Genomic DNA, 16,542 nt, shown 5'->3' with positions numbered 1-16,542 from the left:
GGCCATTCCCAGTGGGAAATCCGGCCGAGCGCGGCCGTTCGGGGCCGCCCTGCCGGAGCCTGAAGCCCTCGGGATTAAGCCGCGATCGTGTCCGCAGAATGCGGCGGTCTAGACCAAGCGCCGTCGCCCCGCAACGCGGCCGTCCCGCTCGGGACCCTCAGGATGTGCCGGAGGGCACCGCCTCGACGATCACGAAGGCTTGCGCGAGCGGCGGCTCGTCCGTGAGCGTCACGTGGATCCGGGCCTCGTGACCGGCGGGCAGCATGGCCCGGAGCCGGTCCGCGGCCCCGCCTGTGAGGCGCAGCGTCGGCGCGCCGGTCGGGAGGTTGACCACCTCCATGTCGCGCCAGAACACGCCGTGGCTCAGGCCCGTGCCGAGCGCCTTGGCGCAGGCCTCCTTGGCGGCGAAGCGCCGCGCGTAGGAGGGCGCGCGGGCGGCGCGCCGGTCGCACTTGGCCCGCTCGCCCTCCGTGAAGATCCGGTGGGTGAAGCGCGTGCCGAAGCGCTCCAGCGAGCGCTCGATGCGACGGATGTCGCAGAGGTCGGAGCCGATGCCGAGGATCATGCGCGCCCCACGCCCTCACGAGCCCGCTCCATGGCGGCCCGCATGTCGCGCACGGCCTCGGGCAGGCCGACGAAGATCGCCTCGGCGATGAGCGCGTGGCCGATATTGAGTTCGCGGATCTCGGGTAGCGCCGCGACCGGGCCGACGCTCGCGAGCGTCAATCCGTGGCCCGCATGGATCTCCAGGCCGAGCCCGGCCCCGTGCGCTGCCGCGCGGGCGATGCGGGCGAGCTCGTGGGCGATCCGCGCCGCATCGCCCGCCACCACCGCCTTGCAGTAGCTGCCGGTATGCAACTCGACCACCGGGGCGCCCAGCGCGTGGGCCGCCTCCATCACCTCGGGCTCCGGCTCCACGAAGAGCGAGACCCGGATGCCGGCCTCCGCCAGCTGCCGGATGCGGGGCGCGAGGTGGTCCCGGCCGCCGACGATGTCGAGCCCGCCCTCGGTGGTGCGCTCCTCGCGCTTCTCCGGCACGAGGCAGGCGGCGTGGGGGCGCAGCTCCACGGCCAACCCCACCATCTCGTCGGTCGCCGCCATCTCGAAGTTGAGCGGTACAGACAACCGTGCCTTGAGCGCCCGCATGTCCGCGTCGCGGATGTGGCGGCGGTCCTCGCGCAGATGCGCGGTGATGCCGTCCGCTCCTGCCTCGACGGCCAGCATCGCGGCCCTCACCGGGTCCGGGTAGGACTCGCCGCGGGCGTTCCGCACGGTGGCGACGTGATCGATGTTGACGCCGAGGCGAAGTTTCTGGGCGGTCATGGGTTCGTCGTTCCGATTCGTCGCGCCACACCTGTCGATTGCCGCGCCCGCCCGCAAGCCCCACATCGTCCGCACGGCGACGCTCCCGTCGTCGAAGGAGGCGGCAATGGGGTTCCTCGACGGCCTGCTCGGCCACGGCAGCGACCTGAAGCCCGGCGAGGTCGACGAGCAGATGGCCGGCATCCTCGTCGAGGGCGAGCCGGTGCGCGTTGCCTTCCGGGTGATCCGCGACCTCTTCGTCTTCACCGACCGGCGCCTGATCCTGGTGGACCGCCAGGGGCTCACGGGCCGCAAGGTCGAGTACCTGACGGTGCCCTACCGGGCGATCACGTCCTTCTCGGTGGAGACCGCCGGCAATTTCGATCTCGATTCGGAATTGAAGATCTGGGTCTCGGGGCGGCCCGAGCCGATCCAGCGCACCCTGCGGCGAGGGGCCAACGTGCTCGGGATCCAGCAGGCCATCGCCGCCTCACTGAAGTGAGGGGATGAAGGGCGGACGCTCTGTTGTTCCGCGCCCGCAACGCCCCTAAATCCCGCTCTTCCGCGGGCGTGGCGCGGGACGCAAGGGGTGGATATCCGGGACCATGTGCGAATTGCTGGGCATGAGCGCGAACGTGCCCACCGACATCCGCTTCTCCTTCGCGGCCCTGGCGCGCCGGGGCGGCGAGACCGGCCCGCACGCGGACGGCTGGGGCATCAGCTTCTACGAGGGGCGCGGGCAGAGGAGCTTCCACGAGCCCGAGCCCTCCGCCCGTTCGGAACTCGCCAAGTTCCTGCGCAACGCGGCGATCAAGAGCCGCATCGTGGTCGCCCATGTGCGGAAGGCCAATCGTGGGCGGGTCAGCCTGGAGAACACCCACCCGTTCACCCGCGAGCTCTGGGGCCGGGCCTGGACCTTCGCGCATAACGGGCAGTTGAAGGGCGTGAAGCGGCTGCCGCTCGGCGCCTTCACGCCGGTCGGCTCAACCGACAGCGAGTACGCCTTCTGCTGGATGATGGGCCGGCTCCAGGCCCGCTTTCGCAGCCTGCCGGCGCCGGCCGCGCTCGACCGGGCGGTGGCCGGCCTCTGCGCCGAGCTGCACACGCTCGGCGTGTTCAACATGCTGCTCACCGACAGCCGCACTCTCTACGCCCATTGCGGCAAGCGGCTCTGCTATCTCACCCGGCAGGCGCCCTTCGGCACCGCGACGCTGATCGACGAGGATTGGCGGGTCGACTTCGCCCAGGAGACCACCGAGCGGGACATCGTGACCGTGATCGCCACGCAGGCGCTGACCCGCGACGAGTGCTGGACGGACCTCGCGCGGGGCGACGTGCTGTCGCTGCGCGACGGCGTGATTCGGCTGATCCGGCCCGGCACGCGAGGCCGCGCCGCGCAGGTGACGGAGATCCCTCCCTGTTGAGCGCAGGGTACGGACGGCCGCTAACCGGCCGGCGAAGGTGCACGATGAGAGCCGATGCGCTACAACGCATGTCAATAGAGGACCGGCCCGGCAGCATGCCGCCACACGGTCCACGCGCCGGGTCCGGACCGCCCGGCGCGCCCTGCCGCCGAACACAAGCGACATGCCATGACCCGCGACGAGACCGAGAACGTCCTCTACCGTGACGCGGACGGCGAGACATCCGCCCGGCCGAACCTGCCCCACGCGATCCGCGCCCATCTCGGCGACCACCTGCGCGACACCTACGAGCGCCTGGGTGCCGAGGAGATGCCGACCCGATTCGCCGAGCTGATCGACCAGCTTGAGGCGGCGCTCCGCGCCCGCGGCGAGGCGATCGAGCCCGAGTTCCGCAACGGGCTGCTGGCGGCGGTGCCGTCCCTGCGCGCCTTCGCGCTCTCGCTGACCTCGAACCCGGCCCGCTCCGACGACCTCGTGCAGGACACGCTGCTCAAGGGCTGGCAGCACCGCGCCCGCTTCCAGCCGGGCACGAACCTCAACGCGTGGCTCTTCACCATCCTGCGCAACATCTTCTACTCCGACCACCGCAAGCGCGTGCGCGAGGTCGAGGACCAGGACGGCTCCTACGCGGCCCGGCTCGCGACCGCGCCGCACCAGGGCGACCGGCTCGACGTCGAGGACCTGCAGAGCGCGCTGGCCAAGCTCCCGCCGGACCAGCGCGAGGCGCTGGTGCTCGTCGGTGCCGAAGGCGTCTCCTACGAGGAGGCCGCCGCGATCATGGGCTGCAAGGTCGGCACCGTGAAAAGCCGCGTCAGCCGCGCCCGCGGGCGGCTCGCGGAGCTCCTCGGCTACGACGAGGAGGACCTCGGATCCGACCGCTTCATCAAGTCGGCGATGCCCGGCGAGGGCTGAGCGCGTCCTCACTCCAGCCTCCGCGCACGGGATCGTGCATGCGCGGAGGTGCATTTTTTGACGCATCCGTTTCGGGACTTGGCGCGTTACCGCCCCGAACTTCGCTGCATCACGGTGCGGCGAACGTCCCAAAGACGGAGACTTTCATGCGCATCAAGACCCTCATCGCCGCCTCGGCCCTCGCCCTCTCGCTGCCGCTCGCCGCCCAGGCCCAGGGCACGATCCCGGGTGCCGAGCGCGGCGCGGCGGCCGGCGCCGATGCGGCCGGCCCGATCGGCGGCATCGTCGGCGGCGCGGTGGGCGCGGCGACCGGCACGGTCGGCGGCATCCTGGGCGTCGACATGGCCCCGCGCTTCCGCTCCTACGTGCGCGAGCGCAACGTGCGCTCCTACGACTATGACGGCCGCGTCGCCGTCGGCACCACCCTGCCGACCTCGGGCGTGACCTACTACGAGGTGCCGGATGAGTACCGCGTGCGTCCGGGCTACCGTTACACGGTCGTGAACGACCGTCCGGTGCTGGTCGACCGCAGCCACCGCATCGTCGAGGTCATCGACTAAGACGCTGGGTCGGTCCCCGCACCGGCCCGAAGGCCCCGGAGCCCCACGCTCCGGGGCTTTTTTATTTGGGTGGCCCTGCCGGCGCCGGTCGCCCGGGGACGGCACGCCCGGCCGGGTCTCACGCTCGGCGAAACGCTTTTCGCGCGCGCGCGTTGGCGGACGCGAAGACAGGAGACGATCCGATGGACGAGGGCGACAAGGCGAACCTGCCGGAGCCGGTGCGCGACCATCTCGGGCAGCAGCTGCGCGGCGCGCTCCCGGTCGACGGCGGCAAACCGCAATTCCTCGGCGACGAGCCGGTACCCGACGCCTTCGCGCCCCAGATCGCAAAGCTCGAGACCCGGCTGAAGACCCACGAAGAGGGCACGGTCGCGGTCGAGCACGCGCTGGACCGCATCCTCGACGCCTTCGGCATCGACCCGGACGACCAGGGGCAGGGCGGAGCGCCGAGAGCCTGACCGTCCGCGGAAGCGGGCCTCAGGCCTTCGGCTGGGCCGCCAGGATGTCGCGGATCTCGCCGAGGATCTTCACGTCGGCCGGCAGTTCGGCCGCCTTCTCGGGCTTCTTCTCCTCCGCGTGCTGGAGGCGGTTCATCGCCCGGATGACGAGGAACAGCACGAAGGCGACGATCAGGAAGTTCAGCGCCACGGTGATGAACTGGCCGTAGCCGAGAACAGCGCCCTGTTTCTTCGCCTCCGCGTAGGCGAGGCCGGTCTGCACCTTCGCGGAGAGCGGCAGGTAGTAGTTCGAGAAATCGAGCCCGCCCGTGATCGCGCCGATCACCGGCATGAACACGTCCTGCACCGCCGAGGTGACGATCGCTCCGAACGCTGCGCCGATGATCACGCCGACCGCGAGATCGACCACGTTGCCGCGCAACGCGAATTTCTTGAATTCTTCCAGCATACCCGACCTTCGCAGCGGATGATCCTCCGCGGAAGGGTGGCGTGCCCGAGCGGCGCGCACCAGGGCGTGACGTCGCCGTCCACCGCGAATCGCGCCGGTCTTCCCGTCCTCAGACCGGCGCGGCCGGCGGCGCGGGCTCGGTCCGGCCGGCGTCCTCCAGCTTCTGGCGGCGGCGGTACTGGGCGGCGCCCAGCGGCACCGTCACCAGATACGCGACGCTGATCGCCACCAGGGCCTCGAACGGGAAGCTGATCACCACCCCGAAGATGGCCACGCCTGCCAGGAAGATCGGCAGCACCCAGGCCCGCGGTACGCGTTTGCCCATGGTCTTGCCCGAGAAGGTCGGCACCGTGGAGACGACGAGGAGCGCGATGCACAGCACGTAGACGAGGATCGCGGGCGTGGCCCAGGCCTCGAAACCGAGCCCGAGGAAGCTGAGGTAGAGCGGCAGCATCGCGGTAAGCGCCCCGGCCGGCGCCGGCATGCCGACGAAAAAGTCTTTCTTCCACTCGGGGCGGTTGGGATCGTCCAGCATCGCGTTGAAGCGGGCGAGCCTGAGCCCCATGGCGATGGCGAAGATCAGCGCCACGATCCAGCCGACCGATTTCAGGTTGTGCAGGGCGAAGCCGTAGAGGATCAGCGCCGGGGCGCAGCCGAAGTTGACGAAGTCGGCCAGCGAGTCGAGTTCGGCCCCGAAGCGCGAGGTGCCCTTGAGCAGACGCGCCACCCGCCCGTCGATGCCGTCGAGGAGCCCCGCCACCACGATGGCGATCACCGCCGGCTCGAACTTGCCCTCGAACGCGAGGCGAATCGCCGTCAGCCCGAGGCAGAGCGCCATCAGGGTGATCATGTTGGGCGCGATCATCCGGAACGGCACCGGCTTGAACCGGCGCGGGCGCGGCTCGTTGGCGTCCGGCTCAAAGGGCGGAAAGAGGTCGTCCATCGGGCTCCCCCGCGTGTCGTCAGATGCGCCGGAACTGCCGCTCGGGGCCGCCGGCGAGGTCCGCGAGCACGGTCTCGCCCGCGACCGCCTTCTGGCCGAGCCCGACCAGCACCCGCGTGCCCTCCGGCAGGTAGACGTCGACGCGCGAGCCGAAGCGGATCAGGCCGAAGCGCTCGCCGACCTGAAGCTGGTCGCCCGCGCCCACGAAGCCGACGATGCGGCGCGCCACGAGGCCGGCGATCTGCACCACGCCGACGCGCACCGGCATGTCGCGGAACTTGGTCTCGATGACGAGCCCGTTGCGCTCGTTGTCCTCGCTCGCCTTGTCGAGCTCGGCGTTGAGGAACAGGCCCGGCGTGTAGTGGATCTGTCCGATCGTACCCGTCACCGGCGTGCGGTTCACGTGGCAGTCGAACACGTTCATGAAGACCGAGACCCGGGTCATCGGGACCTGGGGCAGGTCGAGCTCGGGCGGCGGCAGGGCCTTGGCGATGAGGTTCACCCGTCCGTCCGCGGGCGAGACCACGAGGCCGTCGCCGACCGGCGTGACGCGTTCGGGGTCGCGGAAGAAATAGCAGACCCACAGTGTCAGGATCAGGAAGATCCAGCCGAAGAACTGGGAGAAGTAGCCGGCCAGCACCGTGAGCACGATGCCGATGAGGATGAAGGGGTAGCCCTCCTTGTGGATGGGCACCAGCACCCGGCGGATCGTCTCGAGGAGATCGGTCATGGGCTTGCGGGTCTTCCTCACTGCGGCGGCCGACCCGTTCAGGGGTCAGGCCGCCGCGGATGGCAGTCCCATCGCCGTCCGTCAACCGTGCGGCGGGTCGCGGCCGCCGATCCGCCGCGCTGCGTTACGGGTGCGCGGACATCAGGCCGCCTGCGCGAGCGGCATCTCCGGCACTTCGTCGGTATGCACCTCGAAGCGGGCAAGCCAGGCCGGGCCGAAGCTTGTGGTCAGCGCGCAGTCGGTGGCGTCGCGCCCCCGGGCCATCACGATGCGGCCGATGCGGGGCGTGTTGTGGCGCGCGTCGAACGTGTACCAGCGCGGCCCCTGAGGGCCCTCCAGGAACACCTCGAACCAGGCCGAGAAGTCCATCGGCGCCGGGTCCTTTGGCACGCCGATATCACCGAGATAGCCGGTGGCGTAGCGGGCCGGGATGTTCATGCAGCGGCAGAGCGTGATCGCCAGATGGGCGAAGTCGCGGCAGACGCCGACCTGCTGGCCGTGGCCGTCATGGGCCGAGCGGGTCGCGTCGGCCATCTGGTAGTCGAAGCGCAGCCGGTTGTGGGCGTAGTCCACGATCGCCTGGACGCGGGCCCAGCCCTCCGGCGTGGAGCCGAACAGGTTCCAGGCGGTCTGCGAGAGCTTGTCAGTGTCGCAGTAGCGTGATCCGAGCAGGAAGATCATCACCTCGTCCGGCAGGTCGTGGACCGGGATCTGGCGCGCCTCCGGCGCGAGGTCGTCGGGCGCCCCCGAATCGGCCACCACGAAATCGGCGCTCATGGTGATGCGCCCGCCCGGCGCGACGATGCGGGTGCAGACGTTGCCGAAATCGTCGACGTGCTGGTGCGCCGCCACCGGTGGATCGAAGCGGATCACCTCCGGGGACACGAGATCCGGCCGGCGCTCCGGCCGGACGTTGAGCAGGAGGTTCATCGGCGTCGGGCCGGGCGTGTCGAAGGCGAGGGTGAAGCCGGTGCGGATCTGCATGGGAGTCGTCTGAGCAGGAAAGAGCTGAATGGCAGCGGGCTGAACCGCGCCCCGCGCGGTCGATGGCCTTAAACTCAATTCGATCCGGTCGGTTCCACAGATTTCGTGCGCATCGAATTCAGATCTTGCTCAAATATTCGCCACTCGAGCCGGGGCGGCTACTCCGCCGCCACCGGCTCGCCGACCGAGGCGCCGGCGGTTTCCTCCCGGTCCTCCGCCCGCTTCAGGGCCTCGCGGGCGGCGTCCGCCTCGCGCTGGCGGTTCCACAGGGCGGCGTAGGTGCCACCCCGGGCAAGCAGCGCCCCGTGGGTGCCGCGCTCCACGATCGCGCCGCGGTCGAGCACCAGGATTTCGTCGGCGTTGACCACCGTCGAGAGCCGGTGGGCGATGACGAGGGTTGTCCGGCCTTGGGCGACCCGGTCGAGCGCGTGCTGGATCTCGCGCTCGGTGAAGGAATCGAGTGCCGAGGTCGCCTCGTCGAGGACGAGGATCGGCGGACCCTTGAGGATGGTGCGGGCGATGGCCACCCGCTGCTTCTCGCCGCCCGACAGCTTGAGGCCGCGCTCGCCCACCGGCGTGTCGTAGCCCTCCGGCAGCGCCTCGATGAAGCGGTCGATCTGCGCCAGCCGCGCGGCCTCGCGCACCTCGGCGTCGGAGGCCTCCCAGCGGCCGTAGCGGATGTTGTAGCCGATCGTGTCGTTGAACAGCACCGTGTCCTGCGGGACCATGCCGATAGCGGCGCGCAGGGAATCCTGCCGCACGGCGGCGATGTCCTGCCCGTCGATCGTGATGCGGCCGCTCTGAGGCTCGTAGAAGCGGAAGAGCAGGCGCGAAAGCGTCGACTTCCCGGCCCCCGACGGGCCGACGATCGCGACCGTCTTCCCCGAGGGCACCGCGAAGGAGACGCCCCGCAGGATCGGCCGGTCCAGGTTGTAGGCGAAGTGCACGTCCTCGAAGCGCACCGCCGCGGTGCCGACAGCGAGCGGCGCCGCGTCCGGCCGGTCCGCGATCTCCGGGTTGCGGTGGAGGATGCGGAACATGTCGTCGATGTCGATGAGCGCCTGTTTGATCTCGCGATAGATCATGCCCATGAAGTTGAGCGGCATGGAGAGCTGCACCAGCATGGTGTTGGCGAGCACGAAGCCGCCGATCGTGGTGCGTCCGGCTAAGATGTCCCGCGCGGCGAGCCACATCACCGCGGTCATGCCGAGGGTGAAGATCACAGCCTGTCCGGCGTTGAGCACCGCGAGCGAGACGTAGGTCTGCGTCGAGGCCTTCTCGTACTGCGCCATCGAGGCCTCGTAGCGGGCGGTCTCGCGGGTCTCCGCGCCGAAATACTTCACTGTCTCGAAGTTCAGCAGCGAGTCGACCGCCTTCGTGTTGGCGTCGGTGTCGGAGGCGTTCATGCGGCGGCGGATGCCGATCCGCCACTCGGTAGCCTTGTAGGTGAAACCCAGATACGCCACGACCATGATCAGGACGACGGCCGAGTAGAGCCAGTCGAACTCGTAGGCGAGCACGCCCAGCACCAGCACGAACTCGACGATGGTCGGCACCAGCGTCAGCACCATCAGGCGCGACAACTCCTCGATGCCGTTGCGCCCGCGCTCGAGCACGCGGGTCAGGCCGCCGGTCTTGCGTTCGAGGTGGAAGCGCAAGCTGAGACGGTGCATGTGCTCGAAGGTCTGGAGCGCGAGGCGGCGCACCGCGTGCATCGCCACCTTGGCGAAGAGCCCGTCGCGCACCTGCGTCAGCCCCACCATCAGGATGCGGGCGAGGCCGTAAGCGGCGATCAGGAGCATCGGTGCGGCGATGAGCCCCGCCGGCACGCCCTCCGTGTGGCCGCCGACCGCCGCGACCAGCGCGTCGGTCGCCCACTTGAAGGTGAAGGGCATCACCATCGTGGCGAGCTTGGCCACCAGCAGCAGCCCGAAGGCCAGGAAGACGCGCCGCTGCAGGTCGATCCGCCCGTGCGGCCAGAGATAGGGCCAGAGCCGGCGGTAGGTGGCGACGAGTCCGGGGCGCTCCGGGGCGGCCGCCGCCGGGCTCGCGGGTTCGATGGTCATGCGGTGCGGTTCTGTCGGAATGGGCGGGCCCGCGCGGGTTGCGGCCCACCGGGGGCGCAAGCGCATATAGGTCGGCCGCGCCAGTTGCGCACCGTCGCGGGCGGCAGGGGGCGGTTGCGCGGGCGCCTCAGCCCCGCCCGCGTCCGGCCGTTCCGCCCTTGTCCTCCGGCAGCACGAAGATCTGGCCAGGATAGATCCGGTTGGGATCGCGGATCTGCTCCTGGTTGGCGTCGTAGATCACCGTGTAGCGGTTGCCCCGGCCGTAGATGCGCCGGCTGATCTGCCAGAGGCTGTTGCCGCGGGTGATCTTCGCCGTGTTGATCTCGGGCACGAACGTGCCGGGCGGCGCCGTGCGCGCCTCCTCTGTCGGACCGGAAAGGGCCGGGGCGGCGGCGGATGGCGCCGCGGGCGAGACCGCGGGCGGGGCTGTGGAGGATGCCGCGATTCCAGCCTCGGGCGTGCCGGCCGCGACCCGCGTACCCGGGCGGACGGTCTCGGTCGGGGCCGGCCGGGCAGCGACCCGCGCAGCCGTCTCCGGCATGCTGAAGGGCGCCTCGGCGCGCTGCTGCACGGCGCCGGTCTTCGGATCGGCCGCGTCGAGCCGCACCCGGTAGGCGCCCGGGCGCACGCCCTTGCCGATGGTGACGACGACCCGGCCGTCCGGCCCGGCCTGGGCCGGCGCCACCAGCGTGTCGTTGAGGTAGAGTCGCACCGCGGCACCCGGCTGCGCCTCGCCCGTCACGTCGAGGCGGCCGCCCGCCTGCGCATCCACGCTCACGATGCGCAGGCTTCGGGCCGGCGCGGCGGCGCTCGGCGCGGCACCCCCCGCCTCGGGCCGCGACAGCACCACGGTCGGGGCGTCCGGCGCGGTCAGGGCGACGAGGGGCTTGGCGGTCCCGCTCACCGCCACCGCCACGCTCTGGCCGGAAGTGATCGCGCGGCCGTCAGGTCCGGTCGCCCGCAGGGAGACCTCGCTGTTGCCCCGCGGCAGGGGCGGCGGCACCAGGGCGAACTGTCCCTCCGCGTCGGCACTGGTGCGGGCAACGGGCCTGCCGTCGACCAAGAGCTCGACCGTGGTGTTCGGTGCGGCCCGGCCCGCCACGACGGATTCGCCGTTGGGCTCCACGCGCACCAGGTCGAAGCGGGGGGCGGCGGACGCGTGGTGGGCGAGGGCTCCCGGCTGTCGTTGTGGCTGTTGCCCGGCACTCTCCGGCTTGGCAGCCTCCGCCGGAGCGGCCGGGGGCGCGGCTGTGCCCTGCGGGATCTCGTGTCCGGCCAGCGGCAGGGCAGCCTGGGGCGACGGCGACCAGTGCTGCCGCAAGTCGGCGCCGAACAGGGCCAGCACCAGGCCCAGGCCGGTGATGAGCCCGCCTGCGGCGAGCGCGAGGCTGCGTGCGACCGCGCTGGACATCTCGGCCTCGGACCTCCTGGGCGGCTTCCACGGGCGACGCCGCTTCCGCTAAAACCATCGACTGGCCGGCCCATAATACTCTACATGGTCGGGACACCAAGCCGCCCCACCGCGTCCGCGGAGGAACCGGCGGAGAATTCCCGGGTGCATCAGCACTTTGGCCCGCTCTTCGGGATGATCGGCCCCGATCTTGCGGCTTGCACGGACGAGTGACGGAGGAGGCCGGATGGCTCCGGTGAAGACGGTCTGTGTCTATTGCGGTTCCGGCTTCGGCGGGAACCCGGCCTTCCGCGTGGCCGCCGAGCGCCTCGGCGCGGCGCTGGCGCGGGCTGGCATCGGCCTCGTCTACGGCGGCGGCGATGTCGGGCTGATGGGCACGGTGGCGCGCGCGGTGATGCAGGGCGGCGGCCACGTCACCGGCATCATCCCGGACTTCCTCCAGGCTCGCGAGCACATGCTCGAGGACATCCAGGAGACGATCGTTGTGGGCGACATGCACACCCGCAAGCGCCTGATGTTCGAGCGCTCCGACGCCTTCGTGGCTTTGCCCGGCGGCATCGGCACCCTGGAAGAGCTGGTCGAGCAGCTGACCTGGGCGCAGCTCGGCCAGCACCGCAAGCCGATCGTGCTGGTCTCGGTGGCCGATTTCTGGAGCCCGCTCCTCACCCTGTTCGCGCACATGCGCGAGCAGGGCTTCATCCGTGAGGGGCTTGACCTCAGCTATCTCGTCGCGCCGGACGCCGACGCGGTCGTGCCGATGCTGCGCGAGACCGGCCGCGGCCGCGATCCGGAGGCCGAGCGCTTCGTCGAGGAGCGCCTCTGAGGCCGTCGATCCGCACCCATCTGCGGGCTGTCGGGTTCGGGCATCAGGATCGGTCGTCGCGACGCGCATCCCTCCGCCGCAGAGGGGCGGGTGGGCGCCGCACAAGCGGCGGCGGTTCGCCCCGGTGCCCGCTCTCCACATCCCTCCGCCGGCCGGCCAGGAATTTTCTGCAGCGCACGGGAGCTTCGCCGACACCAGTACGTTCAGACCAGGATCGCGAGCCCCGCGGCGGCCACCGGCTGCCGCGCGTCGAGGGCCGGCCGCGGTTCCCGGAGTGAGCATGCCAGACAATTCCCGTTCCGCGCCCCAGCCCCGCGTGGCGCGCGCCCGTATCCAGGAAGGGCTGCCCTACCCGCTCGGTGCCACCTGGGACGGCCTCGGCGTCAACTTCGCGATCTTCTCGGCCTACGCGACCAAGGTCGAGCTCTGCCTGTTCGACGACGCGGGCGAGAACGAGATCGAGCGGATCGAGCTGCCCGAGTACACCGACGAGATCTGGCACGGCTACCTGCCGGACGCGCGCCCCGGCACGATCTACGGCTACCGCGTCCACGGCCCCTACGAGCCGGAGAACGGCCACCGCTTCAACCCGAACAAGCTGCTGATCGACCCCTACGCCAAGGGCCTCGTCGGCTCCATCACCTGGAACCCGGCGCTGTTCGGCTACAAGATGGAGACGGGGGACGACACCACCTTCGACGAGCGCGACAGCGCCCCCTACACCCGCCGCTCGCGCGTGATCGACCCGGCCTTCACCTGGGGGCGGCACCAGAAGCCGCACGTGCCGTGGGAGAAGACGATCGTGTACGAGGCCCACGTCAAGGGCCTGACGAAGCTCCACCCGCGAGTTCCTGAGAAGCTGCGCGGCACCTATGCGGGCCTCGGCACGCCGGACGTGCTCGACTACATCAAGAGTCTGGGCGTCACCTCGGTCGAGCTGCTCCCGGTCCACTCCTTCGTGCAGGACGACTACCTGCAGGAGAAGGGGCTGGTGAACTACTGGGGCTACAACACCATCTCGTTCTTCACCCCCGCCCGGCGCTACGCCGCGGTGCCGGACTTCGCCTTCTCGGAGTTCAAGGAGATGGTCTCGCGCCTGCACGGCGCCGGCCTCGAGGTGATCCTCGACGTTGTCTACAACCACACCGCCGAGGGCAACGAGAAGGGCCCGACCCTGTCGTTCAAGGGCGTCGACAACGCCTCGTACTACCGCCTGCTGCCCGACCAGAAGCGCTACTACATCAACGATACCGGCACGGGGAACACCTTCAACCTCTCGCACCCGCGCGTGCTGCAGCTCGTCACGGACTCGCTCCGCTACTGGGCGCAGGAGATGCAGGTCGACGGGTTCCGCTTTGATCTCGCCACCATCCTCGGCCGCGAGCCCTACGGCTTCGACGAGGGCGGCGGCTTCCTCGACACCTGCCGGCAGGATCCGGTGCTGAACTCCGTCAAGCTCATCGCCGAGCCCTGGGATTGCGGCCCGGGCGGCTATCAGGTCGGCGGCTTCCCGCCGGGCTGGGCCGAGTGGAACGACCGTTTTCGCGACGATGTCCGTGCCTACTGGAAGGGCGATGCCGGCCTGCTGCCGGATCTGGCCTCCCGCGTCACCGGCTCGGCCGACAAGTTCGACAAACGCGGGCGCAAGCCATGGGCCTCAGTGAACTTCCTGACCGCCCATGACGGCTTCACTCTGCACGACACGGTGGCCTACAACGACAAGCACAACGCGGCCAACGGCGAGAACAACCGCGACGGTCACTCACACAACCTCTCGTACAATTACGGTGTCGAGGGTCCGACGACGGATCCGGAGATCCGGGCGGTGCGCCTGCGCCAGATGCGCAACATGCTGGCCACGCTGTTCCTCTCCCGCGGCACGCCGATGCTGCTGGCCGGCGACGAGTTCGCCCGCACCCAGAACGGCAACAACAACGCCTATTGCCAGGACAACGAGATCTCCTGGCTCGATTGGAACGCCATCGGCGAGGAGGAGCGGGATCTCGCCGAGTTCACCCAGCGCCTGATCATCCTGAGGAACGCCCTGCCGATCCTCAATCGCGGCCGCTTCCTCTCGGGCCGCTTCGACGAGGAGCTCGGCGTCAAGGACGTCACGTGGCTCCGGCCGGACGGTGCCGAGATGGAGGGCGAGAACTGGGGCGACGGCGGCGCCCGGGCCCTCGCCGTGCTGCTCGACGGGCGGGCGCAGGCCACCGGCGTCCACCGTCGCGGGGGGGATGCCACGCTCCTCATCCTCTACAACGCCTACCACGACCTCGTGTCCTTCACCCTGCCGGACACGGTGGGCGGCGAGGAGTGGACGCGGCTCCTCGACACCAACCTCCCCGACAGCCAGTCGGTGGAGCATTTCAAGGCCGGCGACAGCTACGACGTCACCGGGCGCTCGATGCTGATGTTCGTCCTGAAGCCCGAGGACACGCCCGGCGACGCACCGACCGAGATGGAGCGCTCCTACCAGCACGTGATGCAGGCCTTCGACCGGGCCAACATCGAGAGCGTGCATTTCCACCTCGACGAAGCCTGAGGACGGACTGGGCCGGGGTGGAGAAATCCGCCCCGGCCCTGGTCCATTCTCGACCGTCACGCGTTGTCAGGGCGCTTGAACGCGATGGCTGCGGCCGGCGCGCCCGAAGGATGTTGTTCGTCGATGCCGAAGATATTGCTGGTCGAGGACCACGAGGAGATCTGGGACTTTCTCTCCCGCCGGCTCAAGCGCCGCGGCTACGAGGTGATCCTGGCCCATGACGGGGAGGCCGGCGTGCAGCAGGCGCGCGCGGGCCGGCCCGACGTCATCCTGCTCGACATGAACCTGCCGGTGCTCGACGGCTGGTCCGCCGCGCGCGCGCTCAAGGCGGGCGGCGACACCCGCGCGATCCCGATCATCGCGCTCACGGCCCACGCCATGTCGGGCGACCGCGACAAGGCGATCCAGGCGGGCTGCGACGATTACCACCCGAAGCCGATCGATTTCTCGAAGCTGCTCAGCCAGATCAGCGCCGCCCTCGGCGAGACGGCTGCTGCGGGCTGAGCCTCACCTTCTCTCTTCCCGGCTTGCATGCGGGGAAAGACGTGTTCCTGCGTAATCCGGGCGGGGAGCCCCCGAGAAACCGATGAGCGACGATCCCGTCACCGCGCGGCAGATCCGGCAGGGGATGCCGATCTTCGTCGCCCTGGCCTCGGTGCTGCTCGTGCTCGCCGTCATGGCGGCGCTCTATCTCGGGCGCGAGATCCTGATGCCGGTCACGCTCGCGATCCTCCTGAGCTTCGTCCTCGTGCCGGCGGTACGGGCGCTGCGCCGCCTACTCGTGCCGCGTGCGCTCGCGGTGCTGCTCGTCGTCGCGGTGACCTTCGGGGTGCTGTTCGGTGTCGGCAGTCTCATCGCCAGCGAGGGCGCCCAGCTCGCCGCCGACCTGCCGCGCTACTCCCTGACCATGCGCGACAAGATCGCGGCCCTGCGCGGGGCCACCGCCGACGCCGGCACGCTCTCGCGCATCGTCGACATGGTCCAGGATCTCGGCAACGCGCTCCAGCCCCCGCCCCAGGCCGAGCTGAAGGGCGAGCCTGGCTCGGCCACGCACCCGCTGACCGTGGAGATCAGAGCGGCGAAGGCCGGCGTGCTGGAGACCTTTCAGACTTTCGCTGGGCCGATCCTGCACCCGCTCGCCACGACCGGCCTGATCCTGCTCTTCACGATCTTCATCCTGCTCCAGCGCGAGGACCTGCGGAACCGGGCGATCCGCATCGCCGGCTCCGGCGACCTGCGCCGCACCACGGCCGCGATCGACGACGCCGCGAGCCGGCTGTCGCGCTTCTTCCTGGCCCAGCTCGCGCTCAACATCTCGTTCGGCGTGGTGATCGGGCTCGGCCTCTGGATCATCGGTGTGCCGAGCCCGACCCTGTTCGGCGTGCTCGCCGCCATCCTGCGCTTCGTGCCCTATATCGGCGCCGTCGTCTCCGCGGTGCTGCCGCTGATCCTCGCCGCCGCGGTCGATCCCGGCTGGAGCATGGTGATCGCCACCGCGATCCTGTTCGTGGTGGTCGAGCCGATCGCCGGCCACGTGGTCGAGCCGCTGCTCTACGGCCACTCGACCGGGCTCTCGCCGATCGCCGTGATCCTGGCGGCGACGATCTGGACCTTCCTCTGGGGGCCCGTCGGCCTTATCTTGGCGACGCCGCTCACCGTCTGCCTCGTGGTGCTCGGCCGTCACGTGGAGCGCCTCTGGTACCTCGACGTGCTACTCGGCGACCAGCCGGCGCTGGCGCCGCCCGAGATCTTCTACCAGCGCATGCTCGCCAACGACCCGGCCGAGGCGATCGACCAGGGCCGGCAGTTCCTGAAGGAGCGGGCGCTCGTCACCTACTACGACGAGGTCGTGCTGGCGGGCCTCCTGCTCGCACAAGAGGACCGCTCGCGCGGCACCCTCGACCGGGAGCGGCAGGCCGAGGTCGGCACCGCGATC

The 16,542-nt window shown here is 70.3% G+C and carries 17 protein-coding genes; 9 read left to right on the top strand and 8 right to left on the bottom strand.

What is annotated here, in order from left to right; translation table 11 throughout:
- Positions 1–157 precede the first annotated feature (157 nt).
- Both acpS and MFF54_RS07585 read right to left on the bottom strand, forming a co-directional pair.
- A complete protein-coding gene (gene acpS / locus MFF54_RS07590; RefSeq protein ID WP_238302013.1) occupies positions 158–565 on the bottom strand; it encodes a holo-ACP synthase in 408 nt (135 codons plus the stop codon).
- Positions 562–1,323 (bottom strand): pyridoxine 5'-phosphate synthase, encoded by a 762-nt coding sequence (locus MFF54_RS07585; protein ID WP_238302012.1) that lies wholly within the window; start codon positions 1,321–1,323, stop codon positions 562–564. The genes acpS and MFF54_RS07585 overlap by 4 nt, the downstream gene beginning before the upstream one ends.
- 106 nt (positions 1,324–1,429) lie before the next feature.
- On the opposite strand from MFF54_RS07585, the gene MFF54_RS07580 reads away from it, so the two are divergent.
- The 5 genes from MFF54_RS07580 to MFF54_RS07560 all read left to right on the top strand — a co-directional run bounded on the left by MFF54_RS07580 (position 1,430) and on the right by MFF54_RS07560 (position 4,656).
- Positions 1,430–1,804: a PH domain-containing protein gene (locus tag MFF54_RS07580; RefSeq protein ID WP_238302011.1), complete on the top strand. Its 375-nt coding sequence runs from the start codon at positions 1,430–1,432 to the stop codon at positions 1,802–1,804.
- 103 nt (positions 1,805–1,907) lie between these two features.
- Positions 1,908–2,726 (top strand): class II glutamine amidotransferase, encoded by an 819-nt coding sequence (locus MFF54_RS07575; RefSeq protein WP_238302010.1) that lies wholly within the window; start codon positions 1,908–1,910, stop codon positions 2,724–2,726.
- 168 nt (positions 2,727–2,894) lie between these two features.
- Positions 2,895–3,638, top strand: coding sequence for a sigma-70 family RNA polymerase sigma factor (locus tag MFF54_RS07570; RefSeq protein WP_238302009.1), 744 nt, complete (start codon positions 2,895–2,897; stop codon positions 3,636–3,638).
- A 146-nt stretch (positions 3,639–3,784) separates the two neighbouring features.
- Positions 3,785–4,198, top strand: a complete 414-nt coding sequence (locus MFF54_RS07565) for a DUF1236 domain-containing protein (RefSeq protein ID WP_238302008.1) — start codon at positions 3,785–3,787, stop codon at positions 4,196–4,198.
- Positions 4,199–4,380: 182 nt separating this feature from the next.
- Positions 4,381–4,656, top strand: coding sequence for a hypothetical protein (locus tag MFF54_RS07560; RefSeq protein ID WP_238302007.1), 276 nt, complete (start codon positions 4,381–4,383; stop codon positions 4,654–4,656).
- A gap of 19 nt (positions 4,657–4,675) precedes the next feature.
- On the opposite strand, the gene mscL is transcribed toward MFF54_RS07560, so the two are convergent.
- The 6 genes from mscL to MFF54_RS07530 form a co-directional block, all read right to left on the bottom strand.
- Positions 4,676–5,104: a large conductance mechanosensitive channel protein MscL gene (mscL, locus tag MFF54_RS07555; protein WP_238302006.1), complete on the bottom strand. Its 429-nt coding sequence runs from the start codon at positions 5,102–5,104 to the stop codon at positions 4,676–4,678.
- A 109-nt stretch (positions 5,105–5,213) separates the two neighbouring features.
- Entirely contained in the window at positions 5,214–6,047 is an 834-nt protein-coding gene (locus tag MFF54_RS07550; protein WP_238302005.1) for a CDP-alcohol phosphatidyltransferase family protein, read from the bottom strand.
- 19 nt (positions 6,048–6,066) lie between these two features.
- Positions 6,067–6,777 carry a phosphatidylserine decarboxylase gene (locus MFF54_RS07545; protein WP_238302004.1) on the bottom strand — a complete coding sequence of 237 codons (711 nt, stop codon included), beginning with the start codon at positions 6,775–6,777 and terminating at the stop codon, positions 6,067–6,069.
- Positions 6,778–6,918: 141 nt separating this feature from the next.
- Positions 6,919–7,761, bottom strand: coding sequence for a transglutaminase-like domain-containing protein (locus MFF54_RS07540; protein ID WP_238302003.1), 843 nt, complete (start codon positions 7,759–7,761; stop codon positions 6,919–6,921).
- Positions 7,762–7,919: 158 nt separating this feature from the next.
- Positions 7,920–9,827, bottom strand: coding sequence for an ABCB family ABC transporter ATP-binding protein/permease (locus MFF54_RS07535; RefSeq protein WP_238302002.1), 1,908 nt, complete (start codon positions 9,825–9,827; stop codon positions 7,920–7,922).
- A gap of 127 nt (positions 9,828–9,954) precedes the next feature.
- Complete coding sequence (locus MFF54_RS07530) at positions 9,955–11,238, bottom strand: LysM peptidoglycan-binding domain-containing protein (protein ID WP_238302001.1); 1,284 nt, start codon at positions 11,236–11,238, stop codon at positions 9,955–9,957.
- 226 nt (positions 11,239–11,464) lie between these two features.
- Here MFF54_RS07530 and MFF54_RS07525 point away from each other — a divergent pair, with 226 nt between their 5' ends.
- From MFF54_RS07525 to MFF54_RS07510, 4 genes are all read left to right on the top strand, one after another.
- On the top strand, positions 11,465–12,061 hold the full coding sequence (locus MFF54_RS07525) for an LOG family protein (RefSeq protein WP_238302000.1): 597 nt from the start codon (positions 11,465–11,467) through the stop codon (positions 12,059–12,061).
- Positions 12,062–12,341: 280 nt separating this feature from the next.
- Positions 12,342–14,606, top strand: coding sequence for a glycogen debranching protein GlgX (glgX, locus tag MFF54_RS07520; RefSeq protein ID WP_238301999.1), 2,265 nt, complete (start codon positions 12,342–12,344; stop codon positions 14,604–14,606).
- Positions 14,607–14,729: 123 nt separating this feature from the next.
- Complete coding sequence (locus MFF54_RS07515) at positions 14,730–15,110, top strand: response regulator (RefSeq protein WP_109950748.1); 381 nt, start codon at positions 14,730–14,732, stop codon at positions 15,108–15,110.
- Positions 15,111–15,192: 82 nt separating this feature from the next.
- A partial coding sequence (locus MFF54_RS07510) for an AI-2E family transporter (RefSeq protein WP_238301998.1) occupies positions 15,193–16,542 on the top strand: 1,350 nt, incomplete at its 3' end.

Origin of the sequence: Methylobacterium gregans, assembly GCF_022179245.1 — a bacterium.
Lineage (GTDB): Bacteria > Pseudomonadota > Alphaproteobacteria > Rhizobiales > Beijerinckiaceae > Methylobacterium > Methylobacterium gregans.
Note: the sequence above shows the minus strand (reverse complement) of the source record. Positions and strands in the feature narration are given on the sequence as shown.